The 16,352-nt window shown below is 30.6% G+C and carries 16 protein-coding genes; 8 read left to right on the top strand and 8 right to left on the bottom strand.

The genetic code is table 11. The annotated features are described in order from the left end of the window. Positions 1–25 precede the first annotated feature (25 nt). Entirely contained in the window at positions 26–541 is a 516-nt protein-coding gene (locus A8C32_RS01105) for a gamma carbonic anhydrase family protein (RefSeq protein ID WP_069828609.1), read from the top strand. Positions 542–588: 47 nt separating this feature from the next. Here the strand turns inward: A8C32_RS01105 and murI are convergent, their stop codons facing one another. From murI to A8C32_RS01065, 8 genes are all read right to left on the bottom strand, one after another. Beyond that, entirely contained in the window at positions 589–1,368 is a 780-nt protein-coding gene (gene murI, locus A8C32_RS01100; RefSeq protein ID WP_069828608.1) for a glutamate racemase, read from the bottom strand. 70 nt (positions 1,369–1,438) lie between these two features. Continuing rightward, a complete protein-coding gene (locus A8C32_RS01095; protein WP_069828607.1) occupies positions 1,439–1,939 on the bottom strand; it encodes an OmpH/Skp family outer membrane protein in 501 nt (166 codons plus the stop codon). Positions 1,940–1,969: 30 nt separating this feature from the next. Then, complete coding sequence (locus A8C32_RS01090; RefSeq protein WP_349267219.1) at positions 1,970–3,067, bottom strand: OmpH/Skp family outer membrane protein; 1,098 nt, start codon at positions 3,065–3,067, stop codon at positions 1,970–1,972. Between the two features lie 172 nt (positions 3,068–3,239). Continuing rightward, the gene (locus tag A8C32_RS01085; protein WP_083253201.1) at positions 3,240–5,915 is read right to left on the bottom strand and encodes a BamA/OMP85 family outer membrane protein; all 2,676 of its coding nucleotides are present in this window, start codon (positions 5,913–5,915) and stop codon (positions 3,240–3,242) included. Beyond that, complete coding sequence (gene uppS / locus A8C32_RS01080) at positions 5,848–6,588, bottom strand: undecaprenyl pyrophosphate synthase (RefSeq protein WP_069828606.1); 741 nt, start codon at positions 6,586–6,588, stop codon at positions 5,848–5,850. Before uppS ends, A8C32_RS01085 begins: the two co-directional genes overlap by 68 nt. A 1-nt stretch (position 6,589) precedes the next feature. Further along, positions 6,590–7,276 carry a type IX secretion system protein PorG gene (porG, locus tag A8C32_RS01075; RefSeq protein ID WP_069828605.1) on the bottom strand — a complete coding sequence of 229 codons (687 nt, stop codon included), beginning with the start codon at positions 7,274–7,276 and terminating at the stop codon, positions 6,590–6,592. Positions 7,277–7,451: 175 nt separating this feature from the next. Further along, on the bottom strand, positions 7,452–8,336 hold the full coding sequence (locus A8C32_RS01070; protein WP_069828604.1) for an NAD kinase: 885 nt from the start codon (positions 8,334–8,336) through the stop codon (positions 7,452–7,454). Between the two features lie 94 nt (positions 8,337–8,430). Further along, on the bottom strand, positions 8,431–9,090 hold the full coding sequence (locus A8C32_RS01065; RefSeq protein ID WP_069828603.1) for a CBS domain-containing protein: 660 nt from the start codon (positions 9,088–9,090) through the stop codon (positions 8,431–8,433). A gap of 216 nt (positions 9,091–9,306) precedes the next feature. Here A8C32_RS01065 and A8C32_RS01060 point away from each other — a divergent pair, with 216 nt between their 5' ends. From A8C32_RS01060 to A8C32_RS01030, 7 genes are all read left to right on the top strand, one after another. Then, positions 9,307–10,020: a pyridoxine 5'-phosphate synthase gene (locus tag A8C32_RS01060; RefSeq protein ID WP_069828602.1), complete on the top strand. Its 714-nt coding sequence runs from the start codon at positions 9,307–9,309 to the stop codon at positions 10,018–10,020. A 64-nt stretch (positions 10,021–10,084) separates the two neighbouring features. Next, positions 10,085–10,849 (top strand): alpha/beta fold hydrolase, encoded by a 765-nt coding sequence (locus tag A8C32_RS01055; protein ID WP_069828601.1) that lies wholly within the window; start codon positions 10,085–10,087, stop codon positions 10,847–10,849. Positions 10,850–10,882: 33 nt separating this feature from the next. Next, the gene (locus A8C32_RS01050; RefSeq protein WP_069828600.1) at positions 10,883–11,218 is read left to right on the top strand and encodes a phage holin family protein; all 336 of its coding nucleotides are present in this window, start codon (positions 10,883–10,885) and stop codon (positions 11,216–11,218) included. Between the two features lie 224 nt (positions 11,219–11,442). Continuing rightward, complete coding sequence (gene tig / locus A8C32_RS01045) at positions 11,443–12,771, top strand: trigger factor (protein WP_069828599.1); 1,329 nt, start codon at positions 11,443–11,445, stop codon at positions 12,769–12,771. 144 nt (positions 12,772–12,915) lie between these two features. Beyond that, positions 12,916–13,590 carry an ATP-dependent Clp endopeptidase proteolytic subunit ClpP gene (gene clpP, locus A8C32_RS01040; protein WP_069828598.1) on the top strand — a complete coding sequence of 225 codons (675 nt, stop codon included), beginning with the start codon at positions 12,916–12,918 and terminating at the stop codon, positions 13,588–13,590. Between the two features lie 73 nt (positions 13,591–13,663). Beyond that, on the top strand, positions 13,664–14,896 hold the full coding sequence (clpX, locus tag A8C32_RS01035) for an ATP-dependent Clp protease ATP-binding subunit ClpX (RefSeq protein ID WP_069828597.1): 1,233 nt from the start codon (positions 13,664–13,666) through the stop codon (positions 14,894–14,896). Between the two features lie 457 nt (positions 14,897–15,353). Then, the gene (locus A8C32_RS01030; RefSeq protein ID WP_069828596.1) at positions 15,354–16,262 is read left to right on the top strand and encodes an IS1595-like element ISAlg2 family transposase; all 909 of its coding nucleotides are present in this window, start codon (positions 15,354–15,356) and stop codon (positions 16,260–16,262) included. Positions 16,263–16,352: the final 90 nt, after the last annotated feature.

Genomic DNA, 16,352 nt, shown 5'->3' with positions numbered 1-16,352 from the left:
TTAGAAAATAAAAATATACTTAATTATGCCAATAATAAAACCAGTAAAAGGAAAGTTACCACAAATACCAGAAGATTGTTTTGTAGCAGAAAATGCTACCATAGTAGGAGATGTAAGTTTAGGTAGCCAATGTAGTATTTGGTTTAGCGCAGTAGTTAGGGGAGATGTTAATTATATAAAAATAGGTAATAAAGTTAACATACAAGATGGTGTTGTAATACACGGTACTTATAAAACAGGACCCACAACTATAGGTAATAATGTTTCTATAGGCCATAATGCATTGGTACATGGATGTACAATTCATGATAATGTTTTAGTAGGAATGGGAAGTATTATTATGGATGGATGTGTAGTAGAAAGTAATAGTATTGTTGCGGCAGGAGCTGTGGTAACTAAAAATACTAAAATAGAAACAGGAAGTGTTTATGCAGGTGTGCCTGCTAAAAAGGTTAAGGATATTAGTGAAGAGCTTATTTCTGGTCAAATAAATCGTATAGCAGATAATTATATTAAATATTCTGGCTGGTTTAAAGAATGATTATAGTTTCTTAAGAAGTTTCATTAGTAAGAGAAATAAGATATTAATTAAAAATCTAAATAACTAACATCAAATTTATAGTCTAAAAGGGCAGTCATAACTTTGGGATCTTGATTTGTATAGAGTTGACTTATGCTTGTTCTGTTTTTAGTATTAATTAAGTTATGTTTATTTAAAATAGCTTTTGTTTGTCGTGCTACAGCTTCGCCAGAATCTATAATTTTAACATGAGCAGGTAATAAATCAATTAGTAAAGGCATTAAATAAGGGTAGTGCGTGCAACCTAAAACTAAATAATCAATATTTGCGTCTATCATAGGTTTTAAATATACCTTTAGAAGGGACTTCATTTCGGTTGAATATAATTGACCACTTTCAATAAATTGAACAATACCTTCTCCAACTTGTTCAACAACGTTTACATGACTAGCAAATAATCCAGAGGTTTTAGAAAATAATTCACTACTTAATGTGCCTTTAGTCGCTAAAATACCAATGGCATTTGTTTTAGTTTGTAAAGCAGCAGGTTTTATGGCGGGTTCAATACCAATAAAAGGGACTTTATAAGTTTCTCTTAAATAATCTATAGCATTAGTCGTTGCTGTATTGCAGGCTACAATAATAATTTTAGAGCCTTTTTCTAGTAATAATTCTGTGTTTTTAATACTTAGGTTAATAATAGCTTCTTTGCCTTTAGGCCCATAAGGGGCGTTATTGCTATCGGCTAGGTATATGGTATCTTCATATGGTAAAAGCTCACAAACTTCTTTCCAAATAGAAGTGCCTCCAACTCCAGAATCAAAAATACCAATAGGTTGTTTATTCATAATGTAACAAAAATAAAAAAGCTGCCTTTTAAAAGACAGCTTTAAATATATTTTATTTAGATAATATAATTTATATACCTAATTGCTTTTTTACATCAGCTAAAATGTCTTTTCCTTCAGCTACAATTAAAGTAGCTCTATCTAAAACATATTGGAAACCTTGAGCTTTAGCTACATCGTTAATAGCTTTCATTGCTTTTTCTTGAATAGGCTTAAATAATTCAGCTTCTTTTTTTGCTAAATCTTTTTGAGCATCTGCTCTAAATTGTTGAATACGTTGTTGCTTTTCTTGTAATTCTAAACCTCTTTTTTGGTTTTCCTCATCTGTTTTAGTAGATGCTTCTGCATCATACTGTTTTGCTGTATTTTGGTATTCTGTAATAGATGCTTTAATATCTGTTTCATATGTTTTACCTAAAGTCTCAAGTTGAGTTTGTGCGGCTTTAGCTTCTGGCATTGCAGCTATTAATTCTTGAGTATTTATATGAGCAACTTTGCTTTGCGCTTGTGTAAAACTTACCGTCCCAATACATAATGCAGTTGCTAATAAAAGAGTTTTTAAGTGTTTCATCTTTAAATGGTATTAATGTGTTATAAATTATTAATTGTTTTTGTTTAAACTGTCTTTGGCTTTTTGTCTTTCTTCTAAAATTTTCTTTTTTCTAGCTTCTAAAGCCTTTTTTCTAGCTTCTCTTTCTTTTAATTTCTTTTGTTTGTTCTCTTCAATAAGTTGAGCTTGAGTTTTTCCATCCCCTTCTGTTTTTGTTTGTTCAGTTGGTTTGGATGTTGTTTCATCATCGCTTATAACAGGATGACTTGTGGTTTTATTTCTAGAATCTAGTTTTGCTTGTTTTGCTTTTTCTCTATCTTCTACTATTTTTTGACGTCTAGCTTCTGCTTCTTTTTTCTTTGCTTCACGAGCATTTAAAATTTCTTGCCTTCGTTTTTCAACAGCACTATCTCTTTTAGCCTTCTTTTCATCTAAAGCTTTTTGTCTAGATTCTAATTCTTCGTTAATTTCTGGAATTAACTCTTCTTTATTAGCAGCCTTTCGTTCTGCTTTTGATTTTGCTTGTTTACGTTTTGAAGTTCTAGTTATACTTCTTAATACTTGTTCACTTATATCAAATTGTTTTGCTGAAAACAACATTACAGCATCAGACGATTTATCAAAAATAAAATCATATTTCCTACCAGTAGCCATATCTTGAACTGCTGCAAAAATTTGATCTTGAATAGGCTGCATCAATTGTCTTTTTTGAATAAACAAATCACCATTAGGACCAAAACGTTTTTGTTGGTAATCTAGTATTTCCTTTTCTTCAAAGAAAATATCTTCTTCACGTTCATCTATAAGCTCTTTTGTTAAAAGTGCTTTTTCATTACTTAAATCTTTTCGTTTTTGCTCTATAGTCGCTAGTTTAGTATCAATTTCATTTTTCCATTTTTGAGCTTTCTTGTCTAATTGCAAAGTTGCTTCTTGATATTCAGGAACTTTTTCTAAAATATATTCAGTATCTATATAAGCAATTCTTACACCTCGCTGTGCATGTAAAGAAAGGCTTAGCATAAAAGCTAATATCAGTAAAAAAAGAACGTTGTTTTTCATGAGCTTAAAAATGCTTCTATTATTTGCCACATTTAACTCGCATATATTGTTTTGTTTAAACTTTGTTTTTTTTAATGATGCTCGTTTCATCTGTTTAATATTTTATAATTTATGGGTTTGTAAATTCTAAAACGACAGATGATTTTTCTGCCCTTTTAAATCTTGCTTTTCAAAATTAACGAATTTTAATCTGAAAAATTTCAATTCCCATGCAAATCATCAAAGTGTTATTAGAAAATATCGTGCCAAAATAATTTTATACTTAAAATTGTTGTCCAATAATGAAGTGAGTTTCCCAATTATTGCTGGATCCTGGCGTTCCTGGAATATCATCGAAACGATGTCCAAAATCGATCCCTAATAAACCAAAAGCAGGCATAAAAATACGAACACCTAAACCAGCAGAACGGTTTACATTAAATGGATTAAAGTCTTTAAAATTATTATATGAAGAACCACCTTCTAAAAAGCTTAATGCATAAATTTTAGCAGAAGCTTTTAGGGTTATTGGATAACGAAGTTCTAAAGAAAACTTATTGTAAATCGTTCCTCCATCGTTAGATGGTCTTCCAGTTTCATCTAATGGAGCAAGCGACTGATTTGGATATCCACGTAATTGAATAGATTCTCTGCCATCTAAACTATAATTACCTAAACCATCGCCACCAAGAAAGAAACGCTCAAAAGGGATAATACCTCTGTCGTTATTATATGCACCTAAAAAGCCAAATTCTACACTTGGTTTTAATACTAGGTTTTTAACTAACTGGGTATACCAATCACCTTTAAATTTTACTTTATAAAACTCTAACCATTTATAACGCTCTTGATCTATTTCCGAAATTCTTGCTCTAGCATCTGCGCTTTGATTTGGATCTGATAATAAGACTTGTTTTTCGTCACGTTCAGTTTTTAGAGTACTATAATCTACACCATTAAATAAAGAGTAAGGGATAGAAAATTTAGCACTAGCTGAAAAGCTAGAACCTCCAGTAGGGAAAATAGGGTCTACACTAGTATTGTTTCTGCTAAGACCAATGGTGTACGATAAATTGTTAGAATAACCATCTCCAAAGGTAAATAACCCAGTATTATAGTTGTTTAAATCATAACGTTGATAACTTACAGCTTGCGATAGTGTAAAGTAATCATCTGGAACAGATAAACGTTTTGCTAAACCAAATGTAATTCCTGTAATATTAAAGCTTTGGTTTTTATCAGCATTTCTTGTAGAAGGGTTAAATCTAAATTGTTTTGTATGAGATAATGATGTCGTAAACTGTACAGGACGTTTACCTCCTAACCAAGGTTCTGAAAATGAAAAACTATAGGTTTGATAAAAACGACTTGCTTGTAAACGCAATGCTAGTTTTTGACCATCACCAGAAGGAATTGGTTTGTATGCATCTTTTTTGAAAATATCTTTTATAGAAAAATTGTTGAACGATAATCCAAGAGTACCTATAAAACCACCGCCTCCGTAACCACCTTGTAGTTCAATTTGACTGGATCCTGTTTCTTTAACAGAATACTCCATGTCAATTGTACCTTCAACAGGATTTGGGTTATTAAAGTTTGGTGTGATTTCTTGTGCATCGAAAAACCCTAGTTGACCAAGTTCTCTAACAGTACGAACAACATTGGCCTTACTATATAATTGCCCAGGTCGTGTACGAATTTCTCTGTATATAACATGGTCATTTGTTTTATCGTTTCCAACAACAGATACATTATTAAAATAAGCAGGTTTCCCTTCAGAAATTCTTATTTCCATGTCGATAACATTATTATCTGCACTTACTTCAACAGCATTTATGCTAGAAAATAAATAGCCATGATTTTGATATTGATTTGTTATATCGAAAGCATCAGGTTTAGAATCGTCTGCAATTCGTTTTTGTAATAAAACGCCATTATATGTATCTCCTTTTTTGATACGTAATAATCTATTTAATTGAGCATCACTGTATACTGTATTCCCTATAAAAGTAATATCTCCAAAGGTGTATAATTCTCCCTCGTTTACATTTATTTGTAGGGATATAGTTTTGTTATTATTAATTATAATACTATCAGATAGTATTCTTGCATCTCTATATCCGTTTTCTTTATAAGTATTTATTATGTTTGATAAATCTGCTTGGTAAGCAGAATCAATAAATTTAGAACGTTTTAATATTCTAATACGGTTAATTTTTTTAGTGCTTTTCATGCTTTTTCTTAGCTTTTTATCACTTAAAACATTATTACCATTAAATACTATATCTTTAATTTTTACTTTTTCACCTTTATCTATATTAAGAACCATATTAACTCTAGCTGTTTGAATAGAGTCTTTAACATCTATGGTATTTATATGTATTTTAGAATTTAAGAAACCTTCTTTTTTGTATTTTCTTGTTAGGTAATTTTTTGTTGTAGTTATTAAGTTTTCAGTTACTTTAACCCCTTTATTTAACTTGTTCTCTTTAATTATTTTTTCAGTTTTGCTTTTTCTGACACCATTAATCTTTAGTTCATTAAGTTGAGGTAAATCTGATAGTCTAATTTGTAAAAATGCGACATCACCTTCTATTTTAGTAATATAAATTTCTATATCGCTAAATAACTTTGAACTCCATAATTTTTTTATAGCAGCACTAATATCTTCACCAGGAATGGTCATTTCTTTTCCTTTTCTTAAGCCAGAGTAGGTGATTATTGTTTGTTCGCTAAAACTCGTATTACCTAAAACAGTAATATCTCCTAGAGTATATTTTTTACCTGTATTGTATGGTAATTCTTGAGCTTGTATACTAAAAATGCTACTTGCAAATATTAGTATTGCTAAGCAGTGTTTTAAATATGTAGTTATAGGTAAAATGTTTATATTAACTAAGTTGTTCACTTGTTTTCCCAAATCGTCGTTCTCTTTTTTGATATTCAATAATAGCTTCATACAAATGTTGCTTTGTAAAGTCTGGCCACAGTACACTTGTGAAATATAATTCTGCATAGGCTATTTGCCATAATAAAAAGTTGCTTATGCGTTGTTCCCCACTTGTTCTTATAAGTAAATCTACATCTGGTAAATTTTGGGTGTAAAGATGCTCATTTATAATGGATTCATCAATGTTTTCGGGCGAAATTATACTATTTTTAACTTTAATACTAATTTCTTTAACAGTGTTTAGTATTTCTTCTCTAGAGCCGTAGCTTAAGGCTAAAGTTAAAGTCATTCTGCTGTTATGTTTTGTTTTATCTATAACTTCAGAAAGTTCTTTGTAGACTTTTTTTGGGAGTGAGCTTAAATTGCCAATAGCAGAAAGCTTTATATTGTTTTTTTGTAGGGTTTCGATTTCTTTTTTTAATGAAGAGATTAAAAGCTTCATTAAAGTTTGTACTTCTAATTTTGGTCTATTCCAATTTTCAGTAGAAAAAGCATAAAGTGTTAGGTTTTCTATTCCAAGTTCTGCGCAAGTTTCTACCGTTTGTCTTACAGATTTTGTACCATTTTCATGACCAAAAGCACGTAGCATACCTTTTTGTTTAGCCCAACGACCATTACCATCCATAATGATAGCAATATGTTTTGGTAATGATTTAGTATGTATACTTTCTTTTAAATCCATATTAATTTACACAATAGCACGGGTTTTTTCCAAAGGTATAAGTTAATGTAATACCTGAAAACACGTACCAATCGTTATTGTTTATGTTACCGAATCTTAATGATTGTTTCGATTTATCATTTGGAACACTTCCATCAATTTTATCTGAGAAAGTGTAACGAGCACCTACTTCAAGGCCTAAAACAAAACCTTCTGTAAAGTTTGTTTTAAAACCTAGTACCATAGGGATGCCTAAAGCCCAACTGGATGTGTTATCTATAATTTGTAGGCCATTAGAAAAATAATGATTGTCATGATGTGCTGCACTTATACCAGTAAATAAATAAGGTGTTGATACTCTTCTTCCTGAATGTAAATCAAAATCCATAAATGTGAATTCCATACCTAATGAAATTTCCATAATTTTACTTGTAAACTCATAGCCTCTTTGAATACGTCTAGGGTCATCAGAATCTATGTCAATGCCTTCTAATTCACTAAAAATTAAAGAAGCTCTATATGAATGTCTTTTACTTCTATTCCATTTGTAAATACCACCAATAGCCAATTGCTTGGGTGAAATGTAGTCTGTTGCACCAATATCTCCAATAAAATTACTGCCCCCAGCAAAAATCCCTACTTCGTTAATTTGGGCATAGCTAGAATGAACGCTTAAAATGGTTAAAATCAATATGGTTAAATGCCTCATAAATATTCAAAAGTTTGCAAATATAATAAATAAGATTAGCCTAGAGTAATTTAAGCTAAAGAACTGATCTAAACTTTTTGTCATTTGTTAAAAAAAGAATGTTTTCGATTCAAATCAAAAAAATAATAATAAATTTAGATATGAGTGTAAAACAGATTTTCTTTAAAATTATTGTCTAATTACGCTTGTCTTCTCCCCAAAGTAGTTTTTTTCTAAGCGTATCTAAAAAGCTTTCATCTAGTAAGTCTATCATTTTAATTTTGAAATTGGCCTTTTTAATTTTAATTAGCGTACCATTATCAAGAGTTGCAATTCTTGAGTCTAGAGATACTAAATGGTTTTCTTCACGACCATTAACTTTAAGTTGTATTTCGGTTGAGTCTGGTATTATTAATGGGCGGGCACTTAAATTATGAGGTGCTATAGGGGTTAAAACAAAACTATTAGTACCGGGTGTAATTACTGGGCCGCCACAGCTTAGTGAGTAGCCTGTAGATCCTGTTGGAGTAGAAACGATTAAGCCATCGCTCCAATAAGATGTTAAAAATTCACCATCTAAATAGGTTTCAACAGTGATCATGGAAGTGGTGTTTTTTCTGCTTACTGCTACTTCATTTAATGCGAAATTAAGAGAAGTAATATCATCATTTTTTGGTGTAGTTTCAATAGAAAGTAAACTGCGTTCTGATATTTTGTAGTGGCCATCAATAATATTTTGAATAGCTTGTTCTATAGCATTTACTTGTATGGTTGCTAAAAAACCAAGTCTTCCAGTGTTAACACCTATTATAGGAATATCAATATCTTTAACAAAAGTAATAGCTCGTAAAATAGTACCATCACCACCAACGCTTACAAGAAAATCAAAAGAAGTGTCTAATGTATTGAATGTCTTAAAAGAAGCATAATCTTTTATGTTTGGGGATTCATTTTTTATGAGGTTAAAAAACTCAGTTTCTATATAAGCATCAACATCTTTTTTTAGCAAATAATTAAATAGTGTCTCTACTGATACATTAGTGGCTTCATTATAAAACCGTCCAAAAATAGCAACTTTCATGTGTTTGTTTTTATTATTTTTTATAGGTCACATGGTGCATCCAAAATAATCATTTTCTTTATGAAACTAATTTTTATTATGGATGATTCATTGTTTACATGTTTAAATATCTCTTCAAATAATCTGAGCGGTGTTTCAAGTTTTCAATATAACCGTCTTCTTCATGTCCAGATATTATGTTGTAGTTATACCTACGAAATGTTTGTATAATTTCATTAAGACCAGTATTTCCTATTTTTAGAGTGATTTGAGCCAAGTCGGTATTCATTTTAGAAATAAATGCCCCTAAAAGTTTACCGTTGTTGGATTCTACTATTTGACTAATCTCACTAAAAGAATAATCATTAATACCTTTTTCGATAACTAAAATACCGCCTGTTTCAGAGAAAAAGGGAGATTCATTAAATAGGCTAATAATATCATTAAGTTCATAATAGCCTAAGTAAACGTTTTGTTCGTTTAAAACAGGCATAATATTAGTAGAGTTTATAGCAAATGCTTCAAGAACATCTAACCAAAGTGTTGCGTCTCTTACAAAAAAATCTTCAAGAGCGTATAGGTATTCGCTTAAAAGTTTGTTACTTTCAAAGCAATGAGCATCAGTTTCAGAAAAACACCCTAAATATATATTGTTATCATCTTTAACAGGAATATGTGAATAGGTTAGTTGATTAAACAGTAATTGTAGATCGCTTATATTACTATTATTGTTTAATGGTTCTATGTCGTTTATAATGTATTCTGATAGTTTCACAGTATTTCTATTTTTAATTCTGTAAGATATAATTCTTCTAAAATTATATCAAATGAGTGCTCTTAACTTATTTAATTCTACTTCTTAAATAGGAATGCAAATTAATCAAAAAAATAGTATATAAGCCTGTTCTACTTTGTATTTTTGTAGAACAAATTTGATCTTTTCTTTTTTAAGTGAATAAATTAAATTAGTTCTATTTTTTAAAATTGTGCTATGACAAAACTAAGTGTTAATATTAATAAGATTGCTACTTTAAGAAACTCAAGAGGTGGTGATGTGCCAAATGTAGTTGAATTTGCAAAAGATGTTCAGCGTTTTGGAGCAGAAGGAGTAACAATACATCCAAGACCAGATGAAAGACATATACGTTATCAAGATGCGCGTGATTTAAAATCGCAAGTTTATACAGAGTACAATATTGAAGGAAATCCTATTGACTCTTTTGTGAAATTAGTTTTAGAGGTTAAGCCAACGCAGGTTACATTAGTTCCAGATGCTATTGATGCTATAACTAGTAACGCAGGTTGGGATACTGTAAAACATAAAAGCTTTTTGATTGATGTTATTAAGGAATTTAAAAATAATGGTATAAGAACTTCTATTTTTGTAGATCCTGTTTTAAGTCAAATAGAAGGTGCAAAAGAAACTGGAACAGATAGAATTGAACTATATACCGAAACCTTTGCGCATCAATACGGTTTAGGTAATAAGGAGGCTGTAAGACCTTATATTGATAGTTCGGCATTAGCTAATAGTTTAGGTTTAGGAATTAATGCGGGGCATGATTTGTCATTAGATAATATACAGTTTTTTAAAGAAAATATTCCAGATTTATTAGAAGTGTCAATTGGACATGCTTTAATTTCTGAAAGTTTATATTTGGGAGTAGAGAATGTTATTCAAATGTATTTAAACAAGCTTAAGTAAAGGAAAATAGTTTACAATATTTTGTAAATAATTTTAATTGGTAAATAAAAAATAATAGTTCTTAATGTTATTACATTCAAATATAATTGGAGAAGGCTCCCCGTTTGTTATTCTTCATGGGTTTCTAGGTATGAGTGATAATTGGAAAACACTTGGACGTCAATTTAGTGAGCAAGGGAATCAGGTTCATTTAGTAGATCAGCGGAATCATGGTCGAAGCTTTCATGATAATGAGTTTAATTATGAGGTGCTTGTGAAAGATTTAAAGGCGTATTGTGATGCGCATAAATTGTTTGAAATTATATTGCTAGGACATTCTATGGGAGGGAAAACAGCGATGCTATTTGCTGCTGAGTATCCAGAAATAGTTTCAAAGTTAATGGTTGCAGATATTTCTCCTAGATTTTACCCTGTGCATCATGATAGTATTTTAGAAGGCTTGAGTGCTATGGATTTTGATGTTTTAAAAAGTAGAGGAGAAGCAGATAAGGTTTTAAGTGAATATGTTTCAGATTTTGGAACTCGTCAATTTTTGCTTAAAAATTTATATTGGGTTGAAAAAGGACAATTAGGTTTGCGAATTAATTTAAAAATATTAAAAGAAGAAGTTGCAGAAGTTGGAGAAGCTTTGCCTGCTCATGCCATGTTTAAAAAAGAGACTTTATTTTTAAGAGGAGATAGATCTGAGTATATTGGTATTGAAGATGAAGTATTAATATCAAATCATTTTCCAAAATCAGAAATTACCACTATAGCTAATTCTGGGCATTGGTTACATGCCGAGAACCCAAAAGATTTTTTTAAGGCAGTACTGCAGTTTATAAAATAGCTATATTTTGTATATTTAAGTAAAAATAAACAAATGAAACTCATTATAAAACTTTTATTAAATGCTTTTGCAGTAGTAGTTCTTTCAAAAGTATTATCAGGTGTTAATGTAGATAATTATACTACGGCTATTATTGTAGCTGTAGTATTATCGGTTTTAAACCTGTTGGTTAAGCCTATTTTAGTTGTTTTAACATTACCAATAACAATTCTAACATTTGGGGTGTTTTTGTTAATAATTAATGCGCTAATTGTTTTATTGGCAGATAAATTAATTGATGGCTTTTCGATAGGTAGTATATGGATCGCTTTATTATTTAGTATACTATTATTCTTCCTGCATTCGCTTTTGAAAGAAACTAAAAAATAGCTTAGAATAAACTTGTGTTTTATTCATAATAGAACCTAAATCATTCTAAATGTGAGTTACATGTGGTTATTGAAAATCAATAAAGGAAATCACGTAAAATCAAGCAATTAAAAACTTTGTTGGGATGCAAAAATGTATTATTTTTGCATCCCAATTTTGGTTACATAAATATTAGGTTTAAAAACCATTTGTTAAATGCCTGTAAAGGGTTTTATATCATTAAAATGAATATTACAAGAGAAAACGTTGATGCATTAAATGCTGTAGTAAAAGTAGATATCGCTAAAGAAGATTATAGTGATAAAGTAGAAAAGATCTTAATAGATTACCGTAAAACAGCAAATATTCCAGGTTTTAGAAAAGGACACGTACCAATGGGTATGGTTAAAAAGCAATATGGTAAAGCAGTGTTGGTAGATGAGGTTAATAAATTATTACAAGATGCTTTAAATAAGTATTTAACTGAAGAGAAGTTAGATGTTTTAGGTCAGCCTTTGCCAAAACCACAAGATGATATCGATTGGGATGCAGAAGGTTTTTCTTTTGAATTTGAATTAGGTTTAGCACCAGAATTTGAAGTTGAGTTAAAAAGTAAAGATACGATCACTCAATATAATATTATTGCGGATGATAAAATGATTGATGAACAAATTGAGCGTATTCAAAAGCAATATGGGAAATTAGTTCCTCAGGATGCTGTTGAAAAAGATAGCGAAATTACCGGAGCTTACAAGAATGAAGAAAAAGAAATTGATAATACAGTTACTTTAACTTTAGATAAGTTTAAAGGAGAGGCTACTGAAAAACAATTTATTGGAGCTAAGGTAGGTGATGTTGTTGTGTTAAAGACTAAAGGATTGTATGAAGATAATCATGATTTAATGCATGCCTTAAAATTAGGACATGATGATATACAAGATTTAGATATTGAAGTAAGCTTTACAATTACTGAGGTTAATAAACGTGAATTAGCAGATCTAGATCAAGAATTATTTGATAAGCTTTTTGGAGAGGGAGGAGTAACTTCTGTAACAGAATTAAAAGCTAAAATAAAAGAAGACGCAGAAAAGCAATTTGTACAACAAGCAGATCAAAAATTATTAAACGATATTACTGAGTATTTGGTTGAAAATACAAAGTTTGATTTACCAGCAGAATTTTTGACAAAATGGATGCAAACAGCAGGTGAGAAAGAAATAGATGCAGAACAAGCTAAGGAAGAATATAATAAGTCTGAAAAGAGTTTACGTTATCAGTTAATCGAGGGTAAATTAATTACAGAGAATAATGTTCAAGTAACGATGGACGACATCAAAGAACATGCGCGTGAGATGATTAAAGCTCAAATGGCACAGTTTGGTCAATTGAATCCTTCAGATGAAGAGCTAGACGGTATAGCAGCACGTGTATTATCAAACCAAGACGAGGCACGTCGTATTTCAGAGCAGTTAATAAGCCAAAAATTATTAGCGCTATATAAAGAAAAGGCAAACCTTAAGGTTAAAGAATTAAGCTATGAAAACTTTGTTAAAGAAGTTTATGGAGATAAATAAGTAAAGAATAAATGCTTATATTTAGGCGCTTAAATCTATTAGGTTTAAGCGCCTTTTTATTCAAAAGGAATTCTATAAATAGAAGCTTTTAATTTATCTTGATGATAATCAGGATTTTAATCAAAATAAAATACAAGACAGACTATGGATTACGCAAAGGAATTTGAGAAATTCGCGATAAAAGATCAAGGTATTAGTAGCACTTATTACAATAAAATAATAAGTAGCATGTACCCTACTAATTTAACACCAAACATTATTGAAGAGCGTCAAATGAATATTGCCATTTTTGATGTATTTTCACGTTTAATGATGGATCGAATCATTTTTTTAGGTACAGGAATTAATGATCAAGTGGCTAACATTATACAAGCTCAATTATTGTTTTTAGAGAGCACGGATGCTAATAAAGATATTCAAATTTATATTAATTCTCCTGGAGGGAGTGTTTATGCAGGTTTGGGTATTTATGATACGATGCAGTTTATAAAACCTGATGTAGCAACAATTTGTACAGGAATGGCAGCATCAATGGGAGCTGTGTTATTATGTGCTGGAACAAAAGGAAAGCGTAGTGGTTTAACACATTCACGTGTTATGATTCACCAACCATTAGGAGGTGCTCAAGGTCAAGCTAGTGATATTGAAATTACAGCAAGAGAGATCTTGATTTTAAAAGAAGAACTTTATAAAATAATTAGTAAGCATTCTGGTCAAGATTACGACAAAGTATATGAAGATAGTGATAGAGATTATTGGATGAAAGCCGATAAAGCTAAAGAATACGGTATGATTGATGAGATTTTATCTCGTAATTAAATAAAAAATTGTAATTTTAAAGAATTATTATAGAGGGTTTTGTGGTATTTCATTCCCTAAATAAATAAGATTAATGGCAAAAGAAGAATTGGAATGTTCGTTTTGTGGTAGAAAAAAGCCAGAAACTAACTTATTAATAGCAGGTTTAGATGCTCATATATGCGATAGATGTATAGAGCAAGCTCACGGTATTGTTCTTGAAGAGTCTAAGCAAAGTGATAGTAGTGATTTATCAGCAGAGTTAAAACTTCGCAAACCTCAACAAATTAAAGGGTTTCTTGATGAGTATATAATAGGGCAAGGCATGACTAAAAAAGTGATGTCTGTAGCTGTATATAATCATTATAAACGTTTATTACAGCCACCATCAAAAGATGATATTGAAATTCAAAAAAGTAATATCATTATGGTTGGTCAAACCGGGACAGGTAAAACCTTAATGGCAAAAACCATAGCTAAAATGTTAAATGTACCATTGGCTATTGTTGATGCTACTGTATTAACAGAGGCAGGTTATGTAGGTGAGGATGTAGAAAGTATTTTAACACGATTACTTCAAGCTGCCGATTATAACTTGGAAAAAGCAGAAAAAGGTATTGTTTTTATTGATGAAATAGATAAAATAGCGCGCAAAAGTGATAATCCTTCTATTACACGAGATGTGTCTGGTGAAGGAGTACAACAAGCCTTATTAAAGCTTTTAGAGGGTACTGTAGTTAATGTTCCGCCCAAAGGAGGACGTAAGCACCCAGATCAAAAGTTTATTGAAGTTAATACCGGAAATATTTTATTTATAGCAGGAGGTGCTTTTGATGGAATAGATCGTGTTATATCTAAACGTCTGAATATGCAAGCTGTTGGTTATAGTGCTTCTATGTCTGATGATGTTGTAGATCAAGATCATTTGTTGCAATATATTATTCCTAAAGATTTAAAAGATTTTGGTTTAATTCCAGAAATTATAGGACGTTTACCAGTCTTAACTTATATGGATCCTTTGGATGCCGATACTTTAAGAGCAATACTTACAGAGCCTAAGAACGCTATTATCAAACAGTACAAAAAGTTGTTTGAAATGGATGAAATTGATTTTGCTATAACTGATGGTGCTTTAAATTTTATTGTAAATAAAGCTATTGAATATAAATTAGGAGCAAGAGGGTTGCGCTCACTTTGTGAAGAGATACTAACAGATGCAATGTTTGAATTGCCTAGTAGTACAGAGAAGAAACTAAATGTAACTAAAGCTTATGCTGAGGAGAAATTAACTAAAACTACTCTAAAAAAACTAAAAGCTGTTTCTTAAATAAGAAAATAACAGACTGACTAGATAATAAATAAAACCACGCTATTAGTGTGGTTTTTTTATTGTATAAATATCTAGCCCTGAAATAAATAGCGTTACACTAAAAATATATTGTAATCGCTGAAACTGGAAAAGGGGTATTGAGCAAGATTATTAAACTTCTTTTAAAACAGGTATATTTAGAAGTAGAGTAGGGGAACTAAGAGCTAAGTTATCCCATACATATAGTAAAGTATTAATAGAGTGAAGAAAAATCCATTGAACATCTCTTTGATAGAGGATTACAATATTGTATAAATGAATTTCAAAAAAGAATGAATGAAATGCTGTTAAGTCTATTATCTATTGAAAAATATAATTCTTATCCAAATGACTAACAAAAACTTCTTAAAAGAATTGAATATCCGTAATTACTAATAATTGATTAAAAATGCTTATTTTGTTAAAAAAACAAGTCATGAATATTTTTAGTTTTACCGCCCATTTTGATAGTGAAGAAGCTTGTCGTACTCATTTTAAGCAAGAAAGAGATAAGATAGGAGTTAAATGCCAGCGTTGTGGTCATACTCATCACTATTGGATAAAGGCTGTTTGGAGCTATGAGTGCAAATCTTGTAGAGCCCGTACATCTTTGAGAAGTGGTACTATTATGCAAAATTCTAATCTATCTTTTATGATATGGTATAAGACAATGTTTTTGATGACTACTACCAAGAAAGGATTTTCTTCTAAAGAAATCCAGAAACAGCTTGGTTTAAAAAGGTATGAACCTGTCTGGGCGATGGTTCATAAACTTCGTAAAGCAATGGGTAACAGAGATGCCCGCTATACTTTAGAAGGTATGATTGAAATGGATGAAGGTTATTTTACGGTCGAATCTTCTGAAATAGAGCAACAAAAAGGAAAAAGAGGTCGTGGTGCAGTAGGAAAGCAAAACGTAATGATAATGGCAGAATCCACTCCCTTAGAAGACCCGAAAACCAACAAGAAGGATCGCCAATGTCGCTACTTTAAAGCCAAAGTGCTGACAGATCATAAGGCTGATGGTGTAAATGATACTGTTAAAGAGTCTTTAGACGAACAAAGCATTGTTTTTACTGATAAAAGTACTTCATATGTTGATATTGCTGATTTTGTAGAACTACATATTAGTGAAAAATCAGATAAACAAACTACTAAAGAGACCTTGAAATGGGTACATATTACCATAAGCAATGCCAAACGAAACTTACTTGGAAATTATCACAAAATTAAAGGCAAATACCTACAACTCTACCTAAACGAATTTGTTTACAAACTCAATCGAAGATATTTTGAGGAAAAACTATTCGATAGACTAGTAATAGCTGGAATTACTGGATTATGAGTAAAAACGGATATTCAAATAAAAGAATATATAATATAAAACTGAAAAACCTGAACAATAATATTATTGTTCAGGTTTAATAAATTTAAT

Origin of the sequence: Flavivirga aquatica, from assembly GCF_001747085.1 — a bacterium.
Taxonomy (GTDB): domain Bacteria; phylum Bacteroidota; class Bacteroidia; order Flavobacteriales; family Flavobacteriaceae; genus Algibacter_C; species Algibacter_C aquatica.
Note: the sequence above shows the minus strand (reverse complement) of the source record. Positions and strands in the feature narration are given on the sequence as shown.

Excerpts from the sequence above, each read along its gene's own strand:
- A8C32_RS01105 (WP_069828609.1), top strand. The coding sequence starts at position 26 with ATGCCAATAATAAAACCAGTAAAAGGAAAGTTACCACAAATACCAGAA.
- A8C32_RS01085 (WP_083253201.1), bottom strand. The coding sequence starts at position 5,915 with ATGAAGCTATTATTGAATATCAAAAAAGAGAACGACGATTTGGGAAAA.
- murI (WP_069828608.1), bottom strand. The coding sequence starts at position 1,368 with ATGAATAAACAACCTATTGGTATTTTTGATTCTGGAGTTGGAGGCACT.
- uppS (WP_069828606.1), bottom strand. The coding sequence starts at position 6,588 with ATGGATTTAAAAGAAAGTATACATACTAAATCATTACCAAAACATATT.
- tig (WP_069828599.1), top strand. The coding sequence starts at position 11,443 with ATGAATATTACAAGAGAAAACGTTGATGCATTAAATGCTGTAGTAAAA.
- A8C32_RS01060 (WP_069828602.1), top strand. The coding sequence starts at position 9,307 with ATGACAAAACTAAGTGTTAATATTAATAAGATTGCTACTTTAAGAAAC.
- clpX (WP_069828597.1), top strand. The coding sequence starts at position 13,664 with ATGGCAAAAGAAGAATTGGAATGTTCGTTTTGTGGTAGAAAAAAGCCA.
- A8C32_RS01050 (WP_069828600.1), top strand. The coding sequence starts at position 10,883 with ATGAAACTCATTATAAAACTTTTATTAAATGCTTTTGCAGTAGTAGTT.
- porG (WP_069828605.1), bottom strand. The coding sequence starts at position 7,276 with ATGAGGCATTTAACCATATTGATTTTAACCATTTTAAGCGTTCATTCT.
- A8C32_RS01090 (WP_349267219.1), bottom strand. The coding sequence starts at position 3,067 with ATGAAACGAGCATCATTAAAAAAAACAAAGTTTAAACAAAACAATATA.
- A8C32_RS01070 (WP_069828604.1), bottom strand. The coding sequence starts at position 8,336 with ATGAAAGTTGCTATTTTTGGACGGTTTTATAATGAAGCCACTAATGTA.
- A8C32_RS01030 (WP_069828596.1), top strand. The coding sequence starts at position 15,354 with ATGAATATTTTTAGTTTTACCGCCCATTTTGATAGTGAAGAAGCTTGT.
- A8C32_RS01095 (WP_069828607.1), bottom strand. The coding sequence starts at position 1,939 with ATGAAACACTTAAAAACTCTTTTATTAGCAACTGCATTATGTATTGGG.
- clpP (WP_069828598.1), top strand. The coding sequence starts at position 12,916 with ATGGATTACGCAAAGGAATTTGAGAAATTCGCGATAAAAGATCAAGGT.
- A8C32_RS01055 (WP_069828601.1), top strand. The coding sequence starts at position 10,085 with ATGTTATTACATTCAAATATAATTGGAGAAGGCTCCCCGTTTGTTATT.